The sequence below is a fragment of the Sphingopyxis sp. QXT-31 genome (assembly GCF_001984035.1).
Classification (GTDB): Bacteria; Pseudomonadota; Alphaproteobacteria; order Sphingomonadales; family Sphingomonadaceae; genus Sphingopyxis.
The window spans coordinates 272,994-294,112 of sequence record NZ_CP019449.1; the positions used below are offsets into that span (position 1 = coordinate 272,994).

At 65.8% G+C, this 21,119-nt stretch carries 23 protein-coding genes and 1 pseudogene; 10 read left to right on the top strand and 14 right to left on the bottom strand.

Annotated features, from left to right (window positions below; all coding sequences use genetic code 11):
• The first annotated feature begins 102 nt into the window (after positions 1–102).
• Both BWQ93_RS20590 and BWQ93_RS01350 read left to right on the top strand, forming a co-directional pair.
• Positions 103–900: a hypothetical protein gene (locus tag BWQ93_RS20590; protein ID WP_156878080.1), complete on the top strand. Its 798-nt coding sequence runs from the start codon at positions 103–105 to the stop codon at positions 898–900.
• On the top strand, positions 900–1,400 hold the full coding sequence (locus tag BWQ93_RS01350; RefSeq protein ID WP_077028950.1) for an AHH domain-containing protein: 501 nt from the start codon (positions 900–902) through the stop codon (positions 1,398–1,400). The genes BWQ93_RS20590 and BWQ93_RS01350 overlap by 1 nt, the downstream gene beginning before the upstream one ends.
• 101 nt (positions 1,401–1,501) lie before the next feature.
• Here the strand turns inward: BWQ93_RS01350 and BWQ93_RS01355 are convergent, their stop codons facing one another.
• The 3 genes from BWQ93_RS01355 to BWQ93_RS01365 all read right to left on the bottom strand — a co-directional run bounded on the left by BWQ93_RS01355 (position 1,502) and on the right by BWQ93_RS01365 (position 5,368).
• A complete protein-coding gene (locus tag BWQ93_RS01355; RefSeq protein WP_077028951.1) occupies positions 1,502–2,473 on the bottom strand; it encodes an NAD(P)H-dependent flavin oxidoreductase in 972 nt (323 codons plus the stop codon).
• A 91-nt stretch (positions 2,474–2,564) separates the two neighbouring features.
• Positions 2,565–3,791, bottom strand: coding sequence for a threonine synthase (locus tag BWQ93_RS01360; protein WP_077028952.1), 1,227 nt, complete (start codon positions 3,789–3,791; stop codon positions 2,565–2,567).
• Entirely contained in the window at positions 3,791–5,368 is a 1,578-nt protein-coding gene (locus BWQ93_RS01365) for a bifunctional GNAT family N-acetyltransferase/carbon-nitrogen hydrolase family protein (RefSeq protein ID WP_077028953.1), read from the bottom strand. Before BWQ93_RS01365 ends, BWQ93_RS01360 begins: the two co-directional genes overlap by 1 nt.
• Positions 5,369–5,463: 95 nt before the next feature.
• Here BWQ93_RS01365 and BWQ93_RS01370 point away from each other — a divergent pair, with 95 nt between their 5' ends.
• Positions 5,464–5,844 (top strand): DUF427 domain-containing protein, encoded by a 381-nt coding sequence (locus BWQ93_RS01370; protein ID WP_077028954.1) that lies wholly within the window; start codon positions 5,464–5,466, stop codon positions 5,842–5,844.
• 6 nt (positions 5,845–5,850) lie between these two features.
• Here the strand turns inward: BWQ93_RS01370 and BWQ93_RS01375 are convergent, their stop codons facing one another.
• Entirely contained in the window at positions 5,851–6,981 is a 1,131-nt protein-coding gene (locus BWQ93_RS01375) for a GGDEF domain-containing protein (protein WP_083720480.1), read from the bottom strand.
• A gap of 229 nt (positions 6,982–7,210) precedes the next feature.
• On the opposite strand from BWQ93_RS01375, the pseudogene BWQ93_RS01380 reads away from it, so the two are divergent.
• The 4 genes and pseudogenes from BWQ93_RS01380 to BWQ93_RS01395 form a co-directional block, all read left to right on the top strand.
• Positions 7,211–7,570, top strand: a pseudogene (locus tag BWQ93_RS01380) (YciI family protein); the annotation flags it as partial.
• A 129-nt stretch (positions 7,571–7,699) separates the two neighbouring features.
• Entirely contained in the window at positions 7,700–8,971 is a 1,272-nt protein-coding gene (locus BWQ93_RS01385; protein WP_077028957.1) for an RNA polymerase sigma factor, read from the top strand.
• Positions 8,972–9,046: 75 nt separating this feature from the next.
• A complete protein-coding gene (locus tag BWQ93_RS01390) occupies positions 9,047–9,484 on the top strand; it encodes a DUF1801 domain-containing protein (RefSeq protein WP_077028958.1) in 438 nt (145 codons plus the stop codon).
• On the top strand, positions 9,481–9,858 hold the full coding sequence (locus BWQ93_RS01395) for a DUF1801 domain-containing protein (RefSeq protein ID WP_077028959.1): 378 nt from the start codon (positions 9,481–9,483) through the stop codon (positions 9,856–9,858). The genes BWQ93_RS01390 and BWQ93_RS01395 overlap by 4 nt, the downstream gene beginning before the upstream one ends.
• Here BWQ93_RS01395 and BWQ93_RS01400 read toward each other — a convergent pair.
• The 5 genes from BWQ93_RS01400 to BWQ93_RS01420 form a co-directional block, all read right to left on the bottom strand.
• Complete coding sequence (locus BWQ93_RS01400; protein ID WP_077028960.1) at positions 9,855–11,852, bottom strand: hypothetical protein; 1,998 nt, start codon at positions 11,850–11,852, stop codon at positions 9,855–9,857. The two genes, BWQ93_RS01395 and BWQ93_RS01400, sit on opposite strands and share 4 nt — an antisense overlap.
• A 90-nt stretch (positions 11,853–11,942) precedes the next feature.
• Positions 11,943–12,557 (bottom strand): GNAT family N-acetyltransferase, encoded by a 615-nt coding sequence (locus BWQ93_RS01405; RefSeq protein WP_083720484.1) that lies wholly within the window; start codon positions 12,555–12,557, stop codon positions 11,943–11,945.
• 49 nt (positions 12,558–12,606) lie between these two features.
• Positions 12,607–12,840, bottom strand: a complete 234-nt coding sequence (locus BWQ93_RS01410; RefSeq protein ID WP_077028961.1) for a hypothetical protein — start codon at positions 12,838–12,840, stop codon at positions 12,607–12,609.
• On the bottom strand, positions 12,837–13,118 hold the full coding sequence (locus tag BWQ93_RS01415) for an antitoxin Xre/MbcA/ParS toxin-binding domain-containing protein (protein WP_077028962.1): 282 nt from the start codon (positions 13,116–13,118) through the stop codon (positions 12,837–12,839). Before BWQ93_RS01415 ends, BWQ93_RS01410 begins: the two co-directional genes overlap by 4 nt.
• A 458-nt stretch (positions 13,119–13,576) precedes the next feature.
• Positions 13,577–14,581, bottom strand: a complete 1,005-nt coding sequence (locus BWQ93_RS01420) for a hypothetical protein (RefSeq protein WP_077028963.1) — start codon at positions 14,579–14,581, stop codon at positions 13,577–13,579.
• Between the two features lie 159 nt (positions 14,582–14,740).
• On the opposite strand from BWQ93_RS01420, the gene BWQ93_RS01425 reads away from it, so the two are divergent.
• Together BWQ93_RS01425 and BWQ93_RS01430 are read left to right on the top strand one after the other, a co-directional pair.
• Positions 14,741–15,856, top strand: a complete 1,116-nt coding sequence (locus tag BWQ93_RS01425; RefSeq protein WP_198040446.1) for a DUF262 domain-containing protein — start codon at positions 14,741–14,743, stop codon at positions 15,854–15,856.
• On the top strand, positions 15,853–16,494 hold the full coding sequence (locus BWQ93_RS01430; RefSeq protein ID WP_077028965.1) for an MAE_28990/MAE_18760 family HEPN-like nuclease: 642 nt from the start codon (positions 15,853–15,855) through the stop codon (positions 16,492–16,494). Before BWQ93_RS01425 ends, BWQ93_RS01430 begins: the two co-directional genes overlap by 4 nt.
• A gap of 18 nt (positions 16,495–16,512) precedes the next feature.
• Here BWQ93_RS01430 and leuA read toward each other — a convergent pair whose 3' ends face one another.
• The 4 genes from leuA to BWQ93_RS01450 all read right to left on the bottom strand — a co-directional run bounded on the left by leuA (position 16,513) and on the right by BWQ93_RS01450 (position 20,060).
• A complete protein-coding gene (gene leuA, locus BWQ93_RS01435; RefSeq protein WP_077028966.1) occupies positions 16,513–18,177 on the bottom strand; it encodes a 2-isopropylmalate synthase in 1,665 nt (554 codons plus the stop codon).
• 204 nt (positions 18,178–18,381) lie between these two features.
• Positions 18,382–18,873, bottom strand: coding sequence for a rhodanese-like domain-containing protein (locus tag BWQ93_RS01440; protein WP_077028967.1), 492 nt, complete (start codon positions 18,871–18,873; stop codon positions 18,382–18,384).
• A gap of 74 nt (positions 18,874–18,947) precedes the next feature.
• Positions 18,948–19,307 (bottom strand): hypothetical protein, encoded by a 360-nt coding sequence (locus BWQ93_RS01445; RefSeq protein ID WP_077028968.1) that lies wholly within the window; start codon positions 19,305–19,307, stop codon positions 18,948–18,950.
• A gap of 105 nt (positions 19,308–19,412) precedes the next feature.
• The gene (locus BWQ93_RS01450; protein ID WP_077028969.1) at positions 19,413–20,060 is read right to left on the bottom strand and encodes a YceI family protein; all 648 of its coding nucleotides are present in this window, start codon (positions 20,058–20,060) and stop codon (positions 19,413–19,415) included.
• Between the two features lie 153 nt (positions 20,061–20,213).
• Here BWQ93_RS01450 and BWQ93_RS21475 point away from each other — a divergent pair, with 153 nt between their 5' ends.
• Positions 20,214–20,540, top strand: coding sequence for a TrbC/VirB2 family protein (locus BWQ93_RS21475; protein WP_083720486.1), 327 nt, complete (start codon positions 20,214–20,216; stop codon positions 20,538–20,540).
• A 153-nt stretch (positions 20,541–20,693) separates the two neighbouring features.
• Here the strand turns inward: BWQ93_RS21475 and BWQ93_RS01460 are convergent, their stop codons facing one another.
• Positions 20,694–21,104, bottom strand: a complete 411-nt coding sequence (locus tag BWQ93_RS01460; RefSeq protein WP_077028970.1) for a hypothetical protein — start codon at positions 21,102–21,104, stop codon at positions 20,694–20,696.
• Positions 21,105–21,119: the final 15 nt, after the last annotated feature.

Sequence of the window (21,119 nt, forward strand, 5' to 3'; positions counted from 1 at the left end):
GCTTGGGGCTCGATCCGCTTCGGACGCATCGCCGCAATAAGCGTTTGAACAAGACGGGCAGTCTTGCGATGCTGGCCGCCTGGGAAAAGGTCGGCCGGCAGCATGGATAGTCCCCTCCGCGAAACGATGGCGCAGCCGGCGGCGGCGACGCGGACGCCCTTTGCGTTGCTCGCCGGACCGGCGATGGCGGGCGATGCGGTCGCGGCGCTGATGCGGCGCATGGGCCTGCAGCCCGAGGTCTGTGGCGCGGATGCACTGCCGCTGCGGCTGGCGCTGGGACCGCTGACCGCGACGCTCGATCGCGCGGCGGCCGCGCTGCTCGATTTCGCCGACCCGGCGGACCGGGCGACGAGCAGCCTGGGGATCGGTCTCCTTGGGGACTGGCGTACCAAGGGGGGCTGCTGGGTGGTCGAGCTGGGTGGGGCGGATGGTGCCGCCGATGCGCCGTCGCCGCCGCTGGTCGATTATCTCAAGCTGCTCGTGCTGTTGATCGATGCCTTCGATGCGGCGCAGATTTTCTGGTCGCCGGCGCGGCTGTGGACCGGCGCGCCGCAGTTTCGCGGCGCGATCGCCGAGATGCAGGCAAGCGGCATGCCGCCGGTGCTGCACCTCGTCGCCTTTCGCCGCCGCGACGACGCGGGGGGCGAGCGTGTCGGGACGCGGGGGCTCGCGGCGTTTGCCGGGCAGGAACTGGAGGCGCCGGTGCCGCCGGGATGGGACATGGCGGCGATGGTCAAGCGGCTGGCGCGGCTGGCGCTCGACATGATGCTCAACGGCGCGGTGGCACGGGCGCAGCAGGCGCCGGGGCTGGAGCGCGGCGAAACGGTCGCTCTGACCCCGCAGCCCGCGAGCGGCGCGCGGCCGGCGACGGTGCTGGTCGAGTTCAGCGCCGATCGCTGATGGCCGGGGGCGATCCGCCCGGTCCGCCCCGTTGCCGCTGGTCCGGCGCCGCACCGGCCGAAGCCGGATACCAGCGCCACCATCTGATCCCGGTCGCGCTTCTGCAACGGCCGCAGATGGCGGCGATGTTCGCCGATCTCTGCGGCGAGGGCTTCGTGCTGCACCGCTTCGACCTCAACGGGCTGGTGCTGCCGGGGAACGAGCGGCTGGCGTGGCAGTCGGGGCATGCGCTGCACCGCGGGCCGCACCAGGCGTATAGCGACGTGGTCGCCGCGCGGGTCGAGCAGATCCGGGCATGGCATGCGGGGGCGGGCGCGGCCGACCCTCCGGCCGCGCGGCGGGTTGCGGCGATGCGGCTACGGCTGTTGCAGGACACGCTGCGCCGTGCGCTGACCGACAGGCACGGCGCGGCCTTCTGGCTCAACCGCCGCGACCCGATGCGGCTGTTCGCCGACCGGCCCTATCTAGATGCGGCGATCGAGCGGTTGTTCGGGGAGTAGCGGGTGCCGGGTTTCGGGCGGGAGGGGGCATTCCTAACCCCTCCTCTGACGAGGAGGGGTTTGAGGTCTTAAATCGAACCCAAAGCCGACCTATCCCAGAACTACAGCCGCACCTTCGCCTCCAGCTCGCGCCGGGCCGCCAGATATTGCTCCTCGAGCTGCGCGACGAACGCCGCGACCGGCAGCACGCCGCGCACGGGGCTGATGCCCTGGCCCGAGCCCCAGATGTCCTTCCACGCCTTGACCTTGGTGTTGCCGCCCGAGCCGAAGTTCATCGTCTTGAGGTCGCCTTCGGGGAGGTTGTCGGGGTCCATGCCGGCGTTGACGATCGAGCCGCGGAGGTAGTTGCCGTGGACGCCGGTGAAGAGGTTCGAATAGACGATGTCGGCGGCGCGGCCCTCGACGATGCCGTTCTTGTAGCCCGGATCGGCATTGGCTTCCTCGGTGGCGATGAAGGCGCTGCCGATATAGGCGAGGTCGGCGCCGCAGGCCTGCGCGGCGAGGATCGAACGGCCGTGGCCGATCGCGCCCGACAGCGCGATGGGGCCGTCGAACCATTCGCGGATTTCCTGCACCAGCGCGAAGGGCGACTGGACGCCGGCATGGCCGCCCGCGCCCGCGGCGACGGGGATCAGGCCGTCGGCGCCCTTTTCGACCGCCTTGCGCGCGAAGCGGTCGTCGATGACGTCGTGCAGCGTGATTCCGCCCCAGCCATGCACCGCCTGATTGAGCTCCTCGCGCGCCCCGAGCGAGGTGATGGTGATCGGCACCTTCCATTTGGCGCAGGTCGCGATGTCGGCCTCGAGCCGGTCGTTCGACTTGTGGACGATCTGGTTGACCGCATAAGGCGCCGAGAGGCGTTCGGGATTGTCGCGGTCCCAGGCGGCCAGCTCCTCGGTGATCTGGTGCAGCCATTCGTCGAGCAGGCTCTGCGGGCGGGCGTTGAGCGCGGGGAAGCTGCCGACGACGCCCGCCTTGCACTGCGCGATGACGAGTTCGGGGCCCGAGACGATGAACAGGGGCGAGCCGATGACGGGCAAGCGCAGGCGGTCGAAGATCGGGGGAAGGGCCATGGAATCACACTCTCCGGTTGCTGTTTGCAACTGACCTTAACGTAAACGGAAGGTGTGGCAAGGGGGCGCGATTATCGAAATCGCCAGCGGGTCAGAGTCGCGAAAGGTCGATTTCGCCGTGCCGATCGAGCCACTGCGGCGCCTCGGGCATCGGATATTTGAGCCCGGTCGCGCAGTTGAACAGGACGGTGCGCTCGTCGGGATCGACGAAGCCGTCCTTCACCGCCTGATGATAAGCGGCGAGCGTAGCGCCGCCTTCGGGACAGAGCAGCAGGCCGTCCTTGCGCGCGGCGGCATCGACCGCGGCGAGGATCGCGGGGTCGCCGACCGCGAGCGCACGGCCGCCCGAAGCGCGCACGGCGCGGAGGATCAGGAAGTCGCCGACCGCGCGCGGCACGCGAATGCCCGCGGCGACGGTCGCGGCATCCTCCCATCGTTCGGCATGCTCCTCGCCCGCCTCAAAGGCGCGGACGATCGGGGCGCAGCCCGAGGCCTGCACGGCGTACATGCGCGGGCGCTTCGGGCCTATCCAGCCGAGCGCTTCGAGTTCGTCGAAGGCCTTCCACATGCCGATGAGGCCGGTGCCGCCGCCGGTGGGGTAGAAGATCGCGTCGGGCAGTTCCCAGCCGAACTGCGCCGCGAGTTCGAGCCCCATCGTCTTCTTGCCCTCGATCCGGTAAGGCTCCTTGAGCGTCGAGAAATCGAACCAGCGCCCCTCGGCGGCGCCGCGCGCGACGATCGCGCCGCAATCGTCAATCTGGCCGTTGACGCGCCAGACGCGCGCGCCCTGCGCAGCGATCTCGCGGACGTTGATCTCGGGGGTTTCCTCGGGCGCGAGGACGATGGCCTCGATCCCGCAGCGCGAGGCATAGGCGGCGAGTGCGGCGCCAGCGTTGCCGTTGGTCGGCATCGCGATGCGCGCGACGTCGAGTTCGCGCGCCATCGCCACCGCCATGACGAGACCGCGCGCCTTGAACGACCCCGTGGGCAGGCGCCCCTCGTCCTTGACCAGAACTTGGGCGCCGCCCGAGCGCGGGATGGGGACGAGCGGGGTCTCGATCTCGCCGAGCGAGACGATGCTGGCGGTGCGGCGCACAGGCAGCAGCTCGCGCCAGCGCCAGAGGTCCGTGGGCCGCGCCTCGAGCGCGTCGCGGCTGAGCGCGGCGCCGGCGGCGGGGAGGTCGTAGCGGACCAGCAAGGGCCGGCCGGCGGCGGAGAGGCCGTGGAGTTGGTCGGCCGCATAGGTCTCGCCGGTCAGCGAACATTCGAGATGGGTGACGAAGGTCGGGCGGTCGGTGTGGAGATTGGCGTTTATCATCAGCGCGACCCGATGCCCGGCGCCTGCGCGTCCTTCCAGTCCACCCGATAGAGGTCGAAGCGGCGGTCGCGGAGGTTCTGGACCGCGCCGCTCTGGCGGCTGGTGAGCAGGTCGGCGAGGCTCAAATCGGCGATGGCGATCGTTTCGGTATTGGGCGCGGTGTCGGCGGCGACGCCGTCGCGCGCGAAGGCGAAGTCCGACGGGGTCAGGATCGCGCTCTCCGCATAATGAATGTCCATATTCTCGACGTTGGGCAGATTGCCGACGACGCCCGAGGTGATGACATAGCATTGATTCTCGACCGCGCGCGCATGGCAGCAATAGCGGACGCGGAGATAGCCGCGGCGCTCGTCGGTGCAGAAGGGAACGAAGAGCATCATCGCGCCCTGGTTGACGAGGTGGCGCGCGAGTTCGGGGAATTCGCTGTCGTAGCAGATCATCACCCCGATCGGCCCGCAGTCGGTGTTGATCGCATCGGCGCCGTGGCCGCCCTTGATGTTCCACCAGCGTCGCTCGGATGGGGTGGGGTGCAATTTCTGCTGCGTATGCACCGATCCGTCGCGCAGGAAGACATAGGCGATGTTGCGGATGTCGCCATTGGGCATGCGCGTCGGGTGCGAGCCGCCGATGATGTTGATATTATAGCCCACCGCGAGCTTTTCCATGAAGGCGACATAGCGGTCGGTGTAATCGGCGATCTTCTCGATCGCCTGTTGGGGCTCCAGCTTCTTCTTTTCGATCGACAGCAATTCCAGCGTGTAAAGTTCGGGAAAGACGACAAAGTCTGCCTTGTAGTCGGCGGCGACGTCGACGAAATATTCGACCTGTTCCTCGAACTCCTCGATCTTGGCGATGCCGCGCATCTGAAACTGCACGGTCGCGACGCGCACCGAGGCGGGCAGGCGGTCGGGGACCGCGCCACGCGCCTTGGGGTTCGCGGCATCCTGCGGCTCGAGCGGGTTTTCCCAGTACATCAGCACCGCATGGCCGCCGCTGTCGAGGTCGCGGCGATCATAGTGGTGAAGCACGCGGCGCGCCTCGAAGCCCTGCGCGATCTGGAAGTTGATGACGGGATCTCGCAGCTGCTTTTCGACGACGGCGTCAAGATAATCCTGCGGGTCGGGATATTTGCGGCGGCGGCGGGCATAGCCCGGCATGCGGCCGCCGAAGGCGATGCCCTTCAGCTCCCAGGATTGGCAGAGCTCCTGGCGCTTGCGGTAAAAACGCTGGCCGATACGCAGGCGGCGGTAATCGGGGTCGACGCACACCTCCATGCCATAGAGGATGTCGCCGTCGGGGTCGTGGCTGGTGCCGAAGCCGCCGCCGCTGATCGCCGACCAGCGATGGTCGGTGAAAACCTCCTCCTGCGGCACGATCAATGTTGCGCAGAGGCCGACGATCGTGCCTTCATATTCGGCGACGAACTGGCCTTCGGGGAAATTGTTGATCTGGCCGCGGATCTGCGCCGCCGAATAGCCTTCGCCGCGGCCATAGACCTTGGCGGTGAGGCGCGCGATCGCGGCGGCGTCGCGGGGGGCGGAGTTGCGGATGACGAGCTTCGCTTTGGTGGAGTCCATGGGGCCTGCATAGGGGGAGTGGGGACGGGCTGTCCATCGCCACTACTGGCGAAGCGCGGTTCGGGTTCCCATCTTGGCGGCGAAGGAGCACCGTCATGACCGAACGCAGGATGCTGATCCCCGACGCGGGCCACCCGACCACGATCGCACCGCACCCGGGGCGGGTCGAAGTAAGGATCGGCGACCGAGTGATCGCCGATACGAAAGCGGCGGTCGCTCTGCGCGAAGCGAGCTATCCCGTAGTGCTCTATATCCCCCGCGCCGACGTCGACATGGCGCAGCTGCAGGCGTCGAGCCATAGCAGCTATTGCCCGTATAAGGGCGAGGCGGGCTATTTCGACCTGCCGGCGCTGGGCGCGGCGGGGGCGAATGCGGTTTGGACCTATGAGGCGCCTTATGACGCGGTGGCCGCGATCGCGGGGCACCTTGCCTTCTATCCCGACCGGGCGACGTTCGTCGAACATCCGGCGGGATAGGCGGCCCTACTCCGCGCCGGCGATTTCGACCCGGTTGCGGCCGTTCTGCTTGGCGCGGTAGAGCGCGTCGTCGGCAGCCTTGAGCGCCGCGCGCGCGTCGCCGAAGCCGAAGATGTCGGCGACCCCGCCCGAGAAGGTGATCTGGCCGAAGGGCTCGTCGGTCTTGCGGTTGATCAGGCGGCGCGCGGCGAGATGCTCGCGCGCCTGGTCGAGCCGTTCGGCGGCGGCGGCGGGATTCTTGCCGCGGAAGAGCATGACGAATTCCTCGCCGCCGTGGCGCGCGACATGGCATTGGTCGTCGCTGATCTGCGACAGCGTATCGGCGATGGCTTTCAGTACGCGGTCGCCGGCCTCGTGGCCGTGCGCGTCGTTGATCGCCTTGAAATTGTCGATGTCGCAGAAGGCGACGCTGAGCGGTTCCATCGCCGCCTGCGCGTCGCGATACTGGCGTTCGAGCAGTTCCTCGAACGCGCGGCGGTTGGGCAGGCCGGTGAGATAGTCGATCTCGGCATCGCGCTTGGCGCGTTCGAGGCTGCGGCGGAGCGACTTCGCTTCCTCCTCGCTCTTGCGCATCTCGTCCTCGGCCTTGCGCGTGCGTTCGAGCATCGTCTTGGCGAGGTCCGCGAGGTTCGAGACGATCTGGCCGGTTTTCTGGAGCTGCTCGAGGTCGGTGACATGCTGTTCGAGCTCGCTGCCGTAATCGGCGGCGTGCTTGTGCGCGGATTTGCTCTGCGCCTGGAAGGCGTCGAGATTGGTCTCGAGCCGTGCCATCAGCCGTTCGAGCTCGGCCTGCGCCGAGCTGCCGGCGACTTCCTCGGTCAGCTCGTCGAGCCAGGCTTGGGTGACGCCGCCATTGCCGGTGCGCGCGGTGATCTGGCGCGCGAGGCGTGGGTTGTTGCCCGAAAAGGCGCTGTGCGCGAGCAGCAGATTGGGCGGCGTGACGTCGAGGCCGTTGTCGAGCAGGAAGGTGCCGATCGCCTCGATCAGGTCGCGGCGCGCGAGCCGCGCGAGGTCGCGCACCCCGCCGGGTTCGGTCGCATCCTGCTGCGAAGCCTCGCCGGCCCGGGATTGTCGAAGCCCCAGCCAGCCAAGAAGCCGCCCGACCGGCTCACCAGAGGAAGATGCGAAAGTGGTCATGCGACGTTTAACGGCCGCGGCCGGACAGGATTAAGCGCGGTTTACCATGAGCGCGCCGATCCGCGGCAAGCGCCCGATATGACGCATTTTTTTCTCCATCGACCCGCGAGATTATGGCGCGATCCGAAAAAAGATGAAAAAAAATCGCAAGGCCTGTCGATTCGAGCGCGCGCCGTTCGTCGTCTGGACAGGAGGCCGATGCCGGCTTTCGATTTTGAGGAGGAATACGATGCGTGTGATGGTTTTCGTCAAGGCGACCGAGGACAGCGAAAAGGGCCTGCCGCCGACCGACGAGATGACCGAGATGTTCGAGGCGATGGGCAAGTTCAACGAGGAACTCGTCAACGCCGGCGTGATGGTCGACGGCGACGGGCTGAAGCCCTCGTCGCACGGCAAGCGCATCGCGTTCGACGGCCCGAACCGGTCGGTGATCGACGGTCCCTTCGCAGAGACGCGCGAGTTGGTCGCGGGTTACTGGGTCTGGGAAGTCAAGGACATGGACGAGGCGGTCGCCTGGGCGAAGCGCTGTCCGAACCCGATGCCGGGGCCGAGCGAACTCGAAATCCGCCCCTTCTACGAGATGGAGGATTTCGGCGATGCGGTGACCCCCGAGATCCTGGCGCACGACCAGATGCTGCGCGACAAGCTCGCCGGCGAATAAGCGCCGCGCGCCGCCGCCATGCTTGCCTCTCCCGGCGCTTTCGCCGAGAAGGCCGGCATGGCGGAATCGGCCGCAGAGCACACCCACCGCGCGATCGAGGCGGTGTACCGGATCGAGCGCGCGCGGCTGATCGCCGGCCTCGCGCGGATGACGCGCGACGTCGACCGCGCCGAGGAACTGGCGCAGGAGGCGCTGCTCACTGCGCTGACCGACTGGCCGCGGATGGGCGTCCCCGACAATCCCCGCGCCTGGCTGATGGCGGCGGCGAAGCGGCGCGCGATCGACGGCTTTCGGCGCAGCGCGATGGCGAGCCGCAAGCATGACGAACTGGCACGCGACATGGACGAAGCCGACGACAGCGTCGCGGCGATCGAGGCTGCGATCGACGACGAACTGGGCGACGAACTGCTCGGGCTGATCTTCGCCGCCTGTCACCCGGTGATCGCGCCCGAAGCGCGCGCCGCGCTGACGCTGCGGCTGGTCGGCGGGCTGACGGTCGAGGAGATTGCGCGCGCCTTCCTGTCGAACGAGCCCGCGATCGCGGCGCGGATCACGCGTGCCAAGAAGGCGATCGCCAAGGCGGGCGTCGCGTTCGAGGTGCCGCGCGGCGCCGAGCTGGCGGCGCGGCGCGCGTCGGTGCTCGAGGTCGTGTATCTCATCTTCAACGAGGGCTATGCCGCGACCGCGGGGCCGTCGCTGGTGCGCCCGCCGCTCTGCGCCGAGGCGCAGCGGCTGGGGCGCATTCTGGCGGGGCTGATGCCGGACGAGCCCGAGGTGCTGGGGCTGCTGGCGCTGATGGAGATCCAGGCGTCGCGGCTGGTCGCGCGCGCCGGGCCCGACGGGCGCTTCGTGCCGCTGACCGAACAGAACCGGGCGCGCTGGGACCAGCTGCTGATCCGCCGCGGGCTGAAGGCGCTGGAGCGGGCCGAGGCGCTGGGCGGTGCCGACGGGCCCTATGCGCTGCAGGCGGCGCTGGCGGCGTGCCATGCGCGGGCGCGGCGCGCCGAGGATACCGACTGGGCACGGATCGCCGGGCTCTACGACCGGCTGGGGCAGGTCATGCCGTCGCCGGTGGTCGAACTGAACCGCGCGGTCGCGCACAGCATGGCATTCGGCCCCGAGGCGGGGCTGGAGCTGGTCGATGCAATCGCGGACGAGGCGCTGCTGCGCAACTATGCCCCACTGCCCGCCGCTCGCGGCGATTTCCTGTTCCGCGCCGGGCGGCTGGGCGAGGCGAAGGCGGCGTTCGAGACGGCCGCGACGCTCGCGCGCAACGACCGCGAGCGCGAATGGCTGCTGGCGCGGGCGATGCGATGTGAAACCCGGTGAGGGCGGCTTGGCCTTTCGCGCGGCTGTCGATATGGTTTTCGCCAGAGGCCGGTAAAGACTAGCGGGAGCCGATCGATGGCGGGCAATAAGGAGGTCGTGCTGCTGTCGGGCGGCAATCCGCAGATCGCCAAGGGCGACGGCGACCGGCCGGTGCAGGAGTATATCGCGGCGATGCCGGGGTGGAAGAGCGCGGCGGGCAAGAAGCTCGACGCGCTAATCGTCGCCACGGTGCCCGAGGTCGAGAAGGCGGTGCGCTGGAACTCGCCCTTCTATGGCGTGCCGGGGCAGGGGTGGTTCCTCTGTTTCCACTGCTTCAACAAGTACATCAAGATCACCTGGTTCCGCGGTCGGCAGCTCGACCCTGTGCCGCCGGTCGGATCGAAGGACCCCGATGCGCGCTATTTCCATATCCATGAGGATGAGGCGATCGACGAGGAATTGCTGGTGAGCTGGATCCGGCAGGCGGCCGCGATCCCCGGCTGGATATCCCATGCAAAGGACAAGGCGAAATGAGCGAGAAGAGCCCCTCCGAACGGATCGACGGCCGTATCGCCGAGCTCGGCGACTGGCGCGGCGACGTGCTGGCCAAGGCGCGCGCGCTGATCAAGGTGGCGATCCCCGACGTCGTCGAGGAATGGAAGTGGCGCGGGGTGCCGACCTGGTATGCGGGCGGCAAGATCGTCTGCACCGGCGAGACGTACAAGGACAAGGTCAAGCTGACCTTTGCCAAGGGGGCGGCGCTGGACGACCCCAAGCGGCTGTTCAATTCCAGCCTCGACGGCAATGCGCGGCGCGCGATCGATATCGGCGCGGGCGACGGCATCGACGAGGGCGCGCTGAAAGCGCTGTTAGTGGCGGCCGCCGATTTGAACGCAGGGCGCAGTTAGTCGTCCTCGTCCAGCGGCGGCGGCGCGGCGACTGCTTTCGGGCCTTCGACCGACGGCGCCCGCCGGGGCGCGATCCTGCGGGCTATCGCGTGGAAGCCGTCGATCACCCGATGCCGGATCGATCGGCGTAACAACAACGTGTCGGCAAGGTAGAGAAAGAGGAAGGCGATAGCGATCCCGCCGCCGATCATGTGCATCCATTCATAGGGTGCGGGCTGCGATTTGAGCAGGCCATAGCCATAATAGAGCGCCGCGACGATGCCGATGTCTTCGGCACGTTCGAGCAGTTTTCTCGTGTCGTCGCCCTGCCGGACCGATGCTTCGGTCGCCCGCTTGACCTCGCCCGTCTGTTCGACCGATGTCGCCGCCTGGAGCATGATCTCCGCTGTGTGGCGCCACGAATGGAAGCGGTCGATTCGCCGGCCGAGCGCGCCATAGCGGATGCCGAAACCGGCAATCTGTTCGAACAGCTGGAAGACATAACGGCGTGCGAATTCGTCATAGGGCTGCCAGCCCTCGATGCGCCGGATTCTGAGGTCGGGCATCCGCCGGTCATAGGCATCGGCATAATAGCGCGATCGTTCGACGCGGAAGACGAGGCCGCCGCTAGCGCAGGCGTTGATCGCCGAATAGTCCAGCGAGATGTCGAGCAGGCCATCGAACTGCCGCACGAAATCATCGGCGCCCGCTGTCCCGCCGCGGACCGCGCCCAAGGATTTCATCTTTGCCTCAAGCTGGTTCAGTTCCTCGCCGATCCGGCGGATTTCCTGCCCCGCCTGCACCAGATTGCGGACGCGCTGATATTTTTTGAGCAACTCCGGCGGCGTGTCTTCGCCAAGCGGCACCGCATATTTGTCGCGGATTTCCATCTCGAGCTCGTCGTTGCGCCGCTTGCCGTCGAAGTCCATCAGCGCCGACAGACGAAGCTCGCCCATCACATGCAGGCGGTGGATAAAGCGGCCGAGCTGTGCCTCTGACGTACCGTCATAGGCGACGAGATAATTGACCTGGCTGCGCTGATCGAATTTCATCGAAATCGGGGAGGCATAGAGCGCGCGGCCGCTGAGCATGCCGCACACCACCGCTTCGGCCGCGAATTCGTCGGTGTCTCCGCCGTCGCCGCCATGGTGCCAGCGGGCGCCGATGAAATTGCGGATGAAACCCGCATGGGTATCGGTGAATCTCTGCGTCATTTTGGTCAGTCCCTGCTCGGGCGCGGGCGCTTGATGCAGGCTGTCGACGCTGGAGAATTTGGCGGCGGCCGCGGCCGGCAGAACTAGTCCGTGAAATTCGGCGACCGCCCGCTCGAACATAGGTACCTGGCCGCCGAAACCGATCGTCGAGTCACGGAACAACCGCGCCTTGTCGCGGCCGATGGTGCCGATGGCCGAGCGCATTGCGTCGGCATCATAGGATATTTCTTCGGACATCAGTCGGCTGATGTCGGGAAAGGGCATGCCGCAGCCGCGGTCGAAAATGTCTCCGATGGCAGCGATCTGCCCGTCGCCGGCGGTCGCGGCCAGCGCGGCGTCGATCTTTCGACGGGGTTCGCAACCCGCCTCCATCTGATCGACGATGAAGGTGAAAGCCAGCGTCTCCAGATAGACCGCGACGCGCAGCCGGACCCGGTAGGCTGCGCCTGCTTCGGGCGTCAGCAGGAAGGTCGAGCTTTCGCTGGCATATTCCTGATTGGCGGCCGGCGTCTCGCCGTGGATCAGCTTGATCCAGAACAGGCGATCCTCGGTACCGCCGAACGCGGCGCGGCAGGCCGATATCGTCCGGTTCATGCGGAACAGCAGCGCCGCCCAGATGTCCTGACGGTTGGTATTGTGCGGGCGCCAGCGTGGATTGCGGCTGCCGGGGATACGAAACAGCAGGTGGCGGGTCAGCGCCGGTGCATCCATCGGCACCGAGGGGCGCTGGCTCGACACCGCGCGCCGGGCCTTCTCCCGGGCAAACTCCTCCTGTGCCGCGCGCCGCGCACCCTTGTTCATCGCCCATTCTCCCACCCTCGGTTCCGGTGCCGCTGGCCTAAGTCATCCCGGAATCATTATTATATTATTGTCTTCCTTCCGGGGCATGAGTCAAATATCTTTCAATATCGGGCCGAAAGATGACTTGAGCGATGCTTTGTCAACTTGGTCCATACCTTGATTTGTTTCCGCCCGAAGCAATTTCCCCATCCTGATCAGCGGGACGCTCACCCCGCCGGGGCCGGGGGCTTCGACGCGCTCGATCGGGGTGTAGCCGCAGGCGCGGTAGAGCGGCTCGCCCGACAGCGTTGCCATCATTTCGGCGCGGGCGAAACCGGCGGCGCGGGCGGCGTCTTCGCAGAGCTGCATCACCAGCCGCCCGACGCCGCGGCGGGCGAAGGCGGGGTGGGTGTACATGGCGCGGATGCGCGCGGCATCGACCGCGGGGTCGAGCGCGGCGGGGTCGCGGAGGTCCTTGCTGTGGTCGCCGCCGTAGAGCGTCGCGCGGTGCGACCAGCCGCCGCATCCCGCGATGGTGCCGCCCGCATCCTCGACGATGAAATAGGTGCCGTCGGCGATGAGCTGGGTATCGAGGCCCATGACGGCGTGGCTCGCGGCGATCTGCTCGGGGTTGAGAAAGTCTTTTTGCAACTCGGCGATGGCGAGCGCCATCACGGCGCGCAGCGCATCGAGGTCGGCGGGGGCGGCGCGGCGGTGGGTGAACATCGGCTTGCCATGACGCGTCCGCGCCGCCCGCGTCAATCTTGCTTTGTCGTCAATAGCTGCCCGGCGGGCCCGGGGCGCGATAGAAGCGGTGGCGCGCTACCGTGCCCTCGATGAGATGTTTCTTGAGCTTGCCGCGCATCAGTTCGGCGTCGTCCGGCGAGACGCAGACGAGGCGCGTGCCGCCGTTCGGCAGCGGTTCGATCGCGCTGATCACGATGCCGGCGGTGCGGCACATGTCGGTGACGCCGGCTTCGTCGAGCGTGACGTTCATCGCGCGGCTCATGCGGCGCCAGCCGGGACGGCCGAGGCGCGGATGATCCCGGCGACGCGGACATAACCTTCGGCGCTGGCGGTGGCGATGTCGAGCGGCCGCCCGCCGAGTGCGGGATGATCGCTGTTCAGAAAGGCGATGGCGGGATCGCGCCCGCCCATCTGGAGATAGGCGAGCTGGCTGATGTCGCCCTGGCGCCGGGCGTCGGCGGGGGGAAGCGGGGTGCCGCGCTTGCGGAAATGGCTGTTGGTGCGGCGGGTGGCGGCGGGTTTGGCGGGCGGCTGGTCCATGGGACGGCTCCTGTCGGTAAGCGGGAGCGCACGTCGGTCTCTCAGTCGCGGCGGCCTACGGATGACGTGTGCCGCGATACGAATGATATGGGGGCGCGGGGGGCGGATTGTAAGGGCGTCGGCGTGGGCGTTCGTCATGGCTTCTCCGGTGGCGGCGGCGCGGCTTTGGACTCTCGTTCGATCCGGCATGCGGTGGGCTTCGATCTGGTTCGCGCGAAGACGCGAAGGCGCGAAGAGGCTGGCGCGCATTTCGGATGGCGGTTTTGGGGTGGAAAGCTGCCGTAAAGCCCTCTCCCCTTGAGCGAAGCTTGGAGAGGGGTGCTTGGACGCTGGCGGTCGGAAACCCCTCTCAACTCCGGCTAGGCAGCAGGCTGCCAAGCCTGCGTATCTCTCCCCTCAAGGGGAGAGAGCATAACCCTGCGAACGGCCACTTCCGCCCGAAAACGGCTCTCCACGCCTCACCCCTTCCGCGTCTTCGCGGCTTTGGACGCGACGTTTTCATGCCCGCCCTCACGGTCGTTCGCGGGTTCGGGAAAGCCGAAGAAGGCGCGGCGGGCGGCTTCGCCGGCGGCGCGGAGGGGAGCGAGTTCCTGGTTATAGGCGTCCTCATAGGCCTCGATCTCGTCGGGATCGAGGGTGCGTTCGTAATCGGGGTCGCCGAACTGACCTTCCTCGTCGCCGAGAAAGTCGCCCGGCGGCGGGAAGTTGGTGCGCAGCTCGTCCTTTTCCTCGTCGTGCCAGACGGTCATCGCCTCGGCCTCTTCCTCGGGGGTCGGATCGGGGAGCGGCGCGCGGTCGGGATCGGCGGAAAACTGCGCAACTTCATTCGCGATCGGGGTGTCCTGCCACAGCGAAGCGAGGGGGTTAGCGCGATTGTCGCGGGCGGCGAGCCAGAGCGCCAGCGCGGCGGCCATGCCGGGTTGCGGGGCGCTTTCGGGGCGGTCGGCGCCGGTGTCGTCGGCGGCATGCGTGTCCGCAAGGACGGCGCGTGCGGCTTCTGCAACGTCGAAGAGCGACAGGAAGCCCGGCCAGTCGCCGGCGATGACCTGCGCCAGCATTTCCTCGCCGGCGCGCGCACGGGTTTCGACCATGCGGTCGAGCCGCGCGAGCATCGCGAGGCCGAGGCGGCTGTCGATGCGGCGGCGCTTATAGAGGCTGCGCTCTTCCTCGCGATAGACGATGGTCGTCTCCTCATGGCCATAGATGGCGCGGTCGAGCAGCTCGTCGGCGATCCGCCCGCGCGCGATCAGCACCGCCGCCGCCCAGCCGAGCCGGAACGCTGCGCCCGCGGGCCGCTGCTTCAGCTGATAGGCGGCGGTGGGCGACATGCCGACACGGTCGCACGCGATGCGCACCGATCCGGTGACGGCGACATGCTCGAGGAACTCGCGCTGGAGCCGCGGGGTCCAGTGGTAGCTGGCGGGGGTGGGGATTTGCGTGGGGTCGTGGTCGAAGTCTTCCATTGATTCGCTCCTTCGGTTAGGTGAAACCGACAGAATGAACCATATGGGTGTTTTTTAGGAAAGGGAAAATTTGATTGCTTGCCTCAATGCAAATGCTCTTGCACTTTTTGCCCCGCTGTAGGAATTTGTCGCCTTGAAAACTTTTCTAAAGGGAATTCTGTGGCCCAGATTTCTGACGAAATTGCTGTAGCTCAGCGAAGTGTCCGTACCGATGCTTATCAAATGTCGATCGGGGAACTGGTCAGCCTTTACGAAGAAGGTGACTTGATAATAGACCCGGAATTCCAGCGCCTGTTCCGCTGGGAACCTGGTCAAAAATCTAAATTAATTGAATCTCTTCTATTAGGAATACCTCTTCCCTCGATATTCGTCTTTGAGAAAGAAGACGGAAAGTGGGAACTCGTGGATGGACTTCAACGTTTGTCAACGATTCTAGAATTCATGGGAAAGCTTCGTGATCCCGATCGAGGATTGCTTCCTCCTTCGTTCCTTGAATCAACTCGTTACTTGCCTGCTCTTCACAATGCGGTTTGGGAAAGATCCGACCTAGTTGTCGGCTTGCCGGCCGAGCAGCAAATGCCGTTGGAGCGGACAGAGCAACTGGCGATCCGTCGCGCACGAATAGGTGTCGAGATTCTGAAACGTCCTAGCGATGAAGCGACCAAGTTTGACCTTTTTCAAAGGCTCAATTCCGGTGGGACTGTAGCGAATGCTCAAGAGATTAGGAACTCTATCGTTTTGATGGTTGATGCCGATTACTTCCGAGCCGTTAGAGAAGTTGCTGAATTGCCGCTCTTCAAGCGTATGGTAGGCGTTTCTGAAGAGCAGGAGCAAAAGCAGAGGCACTTAGAGCTCGCGATGAGATTTTTAGTTCATTCTTATATTCCCTATGACGGACGGCTCGATGTGGAGGAATATATCGATGAAGGCGCGATAGAATTAGCAAGGGTGGGCGAATCCCAGAGAGACGCAGGCGTGTTAAGGAAAACTTTTGAGCTCCTGTCAGAAGCTGTGGGTGAGGATGCCTTGCGGCGTTACGATAACGGTCGCCACGTCGGGAGGATCGGGTTGGTAGCAATTGAAGGAATAGCTGTTGGAGTGGGTAAGAATATAGATGCGATATTGGCCCTTCCCGATCCAGCGGGATTTGTAAAAGACCGAGTGCGCAGCTTTTGGCAGCAACCAGATGTCGCAACCTTCACGTCACCCGGCATGCGTGGTACCACTAGAGTGCAACGCACGGTGCCATTTGGGGCGAGTTGGTTTGCTCCGTGACTAAGCCGTATACGGAAGACGATCTAGCTAGCCAGTTGAGCCAAGATGTGGCTTGGCGAGTTCGAGAGATTAGCGATCTAAAGGCCGCAGTTCATCGTGCGGACGCGACAGCTAAGAATTCGCTGCTGAGGGCGCTGGTTACGATTTGTTATGCTCACTGGGAGGGGCATGTAAAATTTTCTGCTCAAAAATTCATGCAACACATCACTTTGAGAAAATTTCAGTTTTCAGCATTGGATAGGCAATTTTTGAAGAATCATTTTTTGCCTAGGTTGGGATCTCTAGCACAAAAAGGCATCTTTGATCGAAGTGAACTTATTGATCTTATCCTCGATTCTGGAAACGATAGATTTTCTAAGATAAATGACGATCTTATTAATACAAGATCTAATTTAAACTACGAAGTTTTATTAGAATTATGTCATGTTTGTGGCATAAATGGAAGTTTATTTGAAGAGAAGTCAACATTTATTGATGTGGTCTTGTTGAAGAGAAGAAATTCGATCGCGCACGGCGAGGATACGTTGGTCGGTGTTGAAGAGATTGACAGCCTGCCTGATGATACAATTGGGCTTATGCGAACCTTCTCTAACGAGCTCCAAACCAAGGCCTATTTGAAGGGCTATATGGCTGCGTAAAAGCAGTTAGGCGTCAATCTAAGCCCCATTCGCCGCCGACAAGATCGCCCGCACGCTAGCCGTCGCGACGTCGGTGTCCAGCCCGCACCCAAACAAGCTCTTCCCGTCGGCGGTGCGGCACTCCACATACGCCGCCGCCTGCACGCCGCTGCCCTGGCCGATCGCGTGCTCGCTGTAATCGACGATGTCCATGATCGGGCCGCCTGACTCGGCAAGCGCAGCGATGACGCTCGACATCAGGCCGTTGCCGCGGCCGCTGACGCTGCGGGGGGTGCCGTCGATGGTGAGCTTGCCGGCGAAGATGCGGTCGGCGCCCGAGTGGGTTTCGTGCCAGTCGACGAGCTGGAAGCGCTTGCCCGACGTCGCCAGATACTGGCCCTCGAACGCCTGCCAGATATCCTCGGCGCCGAGTTCGCGGCTCGTCTGATCGGCCAGCGCCTGGACGATGTGGCTGAAGCTCGCCTGCATCTTCTTGGGGAGCTTGAGGCCCTTGTCCTGTTCGAGCACCCAGGCGACGCCGCCCTTGCCCGACTGGCTGTTGACGCGGATCACCGCTTCGTAGCTGCGGCCGAGGTCGGCGGGGTCGATGGGCAGATAGGGGACTTCCCAGCGCTCGTCGTTCTGGCGCTCGCGCGCGGCGAAGCCCTTCTTGATCGCATCCTGATGGCTGCCCGAGAACGCCGTGTAGACGAGCTCGCCGCCATAGGGGTGGCGCGGGTGGACGGGCAGGTTGTTGCAATATTCGACCACCCCGATGACCTCGTCGATGTTCGAGAAGTCGAGTTCGGGATCGACGCCCTGCGTGTAGAGGTTGAGCGCGATGGTGACGAGGCAGGTGTTGCCGGTGCGCTCGCCATTGCCGAACAGGCAGCCCTCGACGCGGTCGGCGCCCGCGAGCAGGCCGAGTTCGGCCGCCGCGACGCCGGTGCCGCGGTCGTTGTGGGTGTGCAGGCTCAGGATCGCGGCGTCGCGGTTGGGCAGGTTCTTGCCGAAATATTCGATCTGGTCGGCGTAGATGTTCGCGGTCGAGGCCTCGACCGTCGCGGGGAGGTTGAGGATGATCGGGTTGGCGGTGGTGGGCTGGAGTATCTCCATCACCGCCTCGCAGCATTCGAGGCTGAAATCGAGCTCGGTGGTCGAGAAGCATTCGGGGCTGTACTGGAAGCGCCAGTCGGTGCCGGGCAGGCGCGCGGCATTGTCGCGCAGCTGCTTCGCGCCCTCGATCGCGATCGCCTTGATGTCGGCCTTGTCCATGCCGAAGACGATCTTGCGCCAGGCGGGGGCGACGGCGTTGTAGACGTGGACGATCGCGGTCTTTGCGCCCGCGAGGCTGTCGAAGCTGGTGCGGATGAGGTCGGCGCGGCTTTGGGTGAGCACCTGCGGGGTGACGCCCTCCGGGATGCGGCCGCTGCGCACGAGGTTCTGGATATAGTCGAAGTCGGTCGCGCCGCTGGCGGGGAAGCCGACCTCGATCTCCTTGAAGCCGGCTTTCACCAGCAGGTCGAAGAAGCGCGTCTTTTTCTCGGCGTCCATCGGGTCGATGAGCGACTGGTTGCCGTCGCGAAGGTCGGTGGAGAGCCAGATCGGCGCCTTGGTGGTGACGCGGGAGGGCCATTCGCGGTTCGTGAGCGGAACCTGCGGGAAGGCGCTATACTTGACCGAGGGGTCGCGGAGCATGGTCATGGACGGGGTTTCTTCTGCTGTCGGTTGCGTCTGTGTCGATCGGACCCTTGAGCGGGTGGCCGCGACTAGCGCGCAGCCAGTGTCACGCCCAAGGGCGTGTAAGTCGCAGAAGAAGAAGGGCGTTGCCGCGCATGGCCGTCCCAATGATGCAAAATGTCGCGGCGTGCAAGGGGGGAATGATAAAATTGCGCGGGAGGGGCGGGATCAGCCCTTGACCCACTCCACCTTCGGATCGTCGAAATCGACGACGTCGGCGAGTTCGTAGACATTGGCATAGCCATAGCCGACGAGGTTGATGAAGGTCTGGATATTGAGCGCGAGCGGCGCCGATTTGAGCGGCACGGGGCTGCGGTGGTTCGAGAAATTATTGTTGCAATAGATGAGGATCGGGCGGTCCGGGTCGGCGCCGATCACCGCGGCGAGGCTTTCGGCGGTGAAGTCGGTCAGCGGCAGGTTGACCGCGCCGGCGATATGGCCGCGCGCGAAGGCGTCCTTCGAGCGCGCGTCGAGGAGCAGCACGCCGGGCTCGGCGGCTTCGGCCTTGAAGGCGTCGAAGGGCATCAGCCGCGCCGCGCGCTGCGGCGCGACCGCGGCGGTGAGCGCCTGGAAGCCCGGATAGTCGATCTGCGGATTGGCGGGTGCCTGGGCGAGGGCGGGGGCTGCGGCGAGCGCGGCGGCGAGCAGGATGATGCGCATGATGGTCCTCCCTTGATGGAAGGATGCTAGGCGCGGCGAGCTGCACCGGCGATGAACCCCGGGCCGCCCGAGCGTCAGGCCGCTTCGTCTTCCGCGCCTTCCTCCTCTTCCTCATATTCGAACAATTCTTCCTCGATCATATTGTCGATGGCGTGGACGCGGACGCCGAGGACCCAGTCTTCGAGCGGGCCTTCCCACGCGGCCTCGACCGGGGTGAGGACGTCCGCGGCGGCTTCGGACGGGCGGTCGCCGACGAGGTCGAAGTCCTGAAAGCCGTCCTCGGGTGCGTCGATGTAGATATGCGCCTCGAGCCGGACGTTGGTCCAGCCGGCGGTGGGGGCGAGGCCCTCGGCCTCGACGGTCAGCTGCTCCTGCTCGTCGTCGCCGGTGACGAAGGCGGTGATTTCGACGATTTCGCGTACCAGTTCGCTCATGTCACGGGCTCCTGCGGGCAAAAAAAAGGGGCGGGGGCCCAAGGGTCTCTGACCCTGGCCCGCGCCCCGATTCTTAGCCGCGGCGTGTGACAGATTGGCGCGCGCCTACTGTTTTTCGAAGGCGGCTTGGATCTCGAGCTCGACCGTGTCGCTGACCGCGGGGATGCCGTAGGCGATGCCGAAGTCGCTGCGCTTGATGGTCGCCTCGGCGTTGAAACCGACGGTTTCCTTCTTGTTATAGGGGTTGGTGCCCGCGCCGTGGAAATCGACGTCGAGCGTCACCGGCTTGGTGACGCCGTTCAGCGTCAGGTTGCCGGTGACCTTGGCCTCGTCGCCATCTTCGTCGACGACGACGCTGGTCGAGACGAATTTGGCGTCGGCGGGGGCGGCGCCGAAGAAGTCGGGCTTGCCGCCGTCCTTGCCCGCGCGCAGCAGGTGGCCGGTGAGGCCGGTGCTGGCGGTGGTGACCTTGGCAACGGGGATCGTCACCTCGACCTTCGACGCGGCCGGGTTGGCGGGGTCGAGCACGAGCGTGCCGGCGACGTCGCCGAAGAGGCCCGAATATTTGCTGAAGCCGAAATGGTCGACCTCCCACACGACGAGCGTGTGGCCGGGGTCGGCGACATAAGTGCCCGCGGCGACGCGGCTCTTGTCGGGCGCGCCCGGCGGGCCGCTGTTCTGCGCGATGACGGGGACGGCGATCGCCGCGGCGATCGCGGCGAGGGGAAGGGCGGTGCGGAAGAGCTTGTTCATGACCGGGGGGACTCCGTGCAGATGGGAGGGCGCAGGCTAGGGCGGCAGCGGGGGCTGCGTCAATGCTTCGGGACGGACGGCGCGGAAACGCTGGGTTTCCGATGCGGCGGCAATCGGGTTTGTCGGCGGCGCGGGGCATGCTATCCGGGCGGCATGAGCCTTTCTGCCACTGCCCTCGCCGACGCTGCGCAGTGGGTCGCCGCCGTCGCGACCGGATCGGTCGCTACCGGCGTTGCGACGATCGCGGTGGCGGCGGTCGGCTTTGCGATGCTGGCGGGGCGGATCGACGTGCGGCGCGGGGCGAGGGTGATCCTGGGGTGCTTCATCGTCTTCGGCGCGCCGACTATCGCGGCGGGCTTCACGCAATGGCTGGGGGAGGGCGAGCAGGTCGCGGTGCAGGCGGCGGCGCTGCCCGCCGCGCCCGCGCCGCCGCCTGCGCAGCCGCATGATCCTTATGCCGGGGCTTCGTTGATTCGGTGAGCGAGTTAGCGCCGGTTTGCCCACCCCGCTGCGACTAACGAGCAAGCTCGTAAGTCTCGCTGCCCAGTGCCGGGTGAACAGTCCCCCGGACTGTTCAGGTCATGCCGGGGGCATGACCGACCCGAAACTCGCTTGCGGGAGGGGTTAGCGCGCTCAGCGCGTCGAGCGGCGTTCCGCGAACCATTGGCGCAGCATCGCGCTGGTGCAGCCGGTGAAGCCGTAGCTGCCTACCGCCGAGCAGCTGTTGGGGCGGCTCAGCCGGGCGATATCGTCGTGCGCCTCGACGGTCGAGGCCCAGCTGCCGCCGCCGCCGACATCCTCTTCGCGCAGTTCTTCGCGCAGTTCCTTGGGGACGCGGTAACGATCGGCCTCGGGCTCCTGCGCGCAGACGACGATCTCGTCGCCCTCGGCCTCGGGGCATTCGTCATTGCCATAGGCGATGAGGAAGGAGAATTTCTCGGGCGGCTGCGACGTTTGCGCCAGATCCTCGACCTGCGCCGCGGCAGGCGCGGCGAAGGCCAGCGCCGCGAGCAGCGGGAGCAGGAGGCGGGTCGGCTTGGTCATCGCGGCGTCATTCCC

Coding starts and splice junctions, on each gene's coding strand:
- BWQ93_RS01405 (WP_083720484.1), bottom strand. CDS start 12,557: ATGTTCACCCACCGCCGCGCCGCCCCCGCCGACCTCGATGCGCTGCGC.
- BWQ93_RS01445 (WP_077028968.1), bottom strand. CDS start 19,307: ATGAGCGAACTGGTACGCGAAATCGTCGAAATCACCGCCTTCGTCACC.
- BWQ93_RS01395 (WP_077028959.1), top strand. CDS start 9,481: ATGAGCGAGAAGAGCCCCTCCGAACGGATCGACGGCCGTATCGCCGAG.
- leuA (WP_077028966.1), bottom strand. CDS start 18,177: ATGACCATGCTCCGCGACCCCTCGGTCAAGTATAGCGCCTTCCCGCAG.
- BWQ93_RS01350 (WP_077028950.1), top strand. CDS start 900: ATGGCCGGGGGCGATCCGCCCGGTCCGCCCCGTTGCCGCTGGTCCGGC.
- BWQ93_RS01410 (WP_077028961.1), bottom strand. CDS start 12,840: ATGAGCCGCGCGATGAACGTCACGCTCGACGAAGCCGGCGTCACCGAC.
- BWQ93_RS01420 (WP_077028963.1), bottom strand. CDS start 14,581: ATGGAAGACTTCGACCACGACCCCACGCAAATCCCCACCCCCGCCAGC.
- BWQ93_RS01390 (WP_077028958.1), top strand. CDS start 9,047: ATGGCGGGCAATAAGGAGGTCGTGCTGCTGTCGGGCGGCAATCCGCAG.
- BWQ93_RS21475 (WP_083720486.1), top strand. CDS start 20,214: ATGAGCCTTTCTGCCACTGCCCTCGCCGACGCTGCGCAGTGGGTCGCC.
- BWQ93_RS01355 (WP_077028951.1), bottom strand. CDS start 2,473: ATGGCCCTTCCCCCGATCTTCGACCGCCTGCGCTTGCCCGTCATCGGC.
- BWQ93_RS01460 (WP_077028970.1), bottom strand. CDS start 21,104: ATGACCAAGCCGACCCGCCTCCTGCTCCCGCTGCTCGCGGCGCTGGCC.
- BWQ93_RS01375 (WP_083720480.1), bottom strand. CDS start 6,981: ATGACCACTTTCGCATCTTCCTCTGGTGAGCCGGTCGGGCGGCTTCTT.
- BWQ93_RS01365 (WP_077028953.1), bottom strand. CDS start 5,368: ATGGACTCCACCAAAGCGAAGCTCGTCATCCGCAACTCCGCCCCCCGC.
- BWQ93_RS01440 (WP_077028967.1), bottom strand. CDS start 18,873: ATGCGCATCATCCTGCTCGCCGCCGCGCTCGCCGCAGCCCCCGCCCTC.
- BWQ93_RS01360 (WP_077028952.1), bottom strand. CDS start 3,791: ATGATAAACGCCAATCTCCACACCGACCGCCCGACCTTCGTCACCCAT.
- BWQ93_RS01385 (WP_077028957.1), top strand. CDS start 7,700: ATGGCGGAATCGGCCGCAGAGCACACCCACCGCGCGATCGAGGCGGTG.
- BWQ93_RS20590 (WP_156878080.1), top strand. CDS start 103: ATGGATAGTCCCCTCCGCGAAACGATGGCGCAGCCGGCGGCGGCGACG.
- BWQ93_RS01400 (WP_077028960.1), bottom strand. CDS start 11,852: ATGAACAAGGGTGCGCGGCGCGCGGCACAGGAGGAGTTTGCCCGGGAG.
- BWQ93_RS01415 (WP_077028962.1), bottom strand. CDS start 13,118: ATGGACCAGCCGCCCGCCAAACCCGCCGCCACCCGCCGCACCAACAGC.
- BWQ93_RS01450 (WP_077028969.1), bottom strand. CDS start 20,060: ATGAACAAGCTCTTCCGCACCGCCCTTCCCCTCGCCGCGATCGCCGCG.
- BWQ93_RS01370 (WP_077028954.1), top strand. CDS start 5,464: ATGACCGAACGCAGGATGCTGATCCCCGACGCGGGCCACCCGACCACG.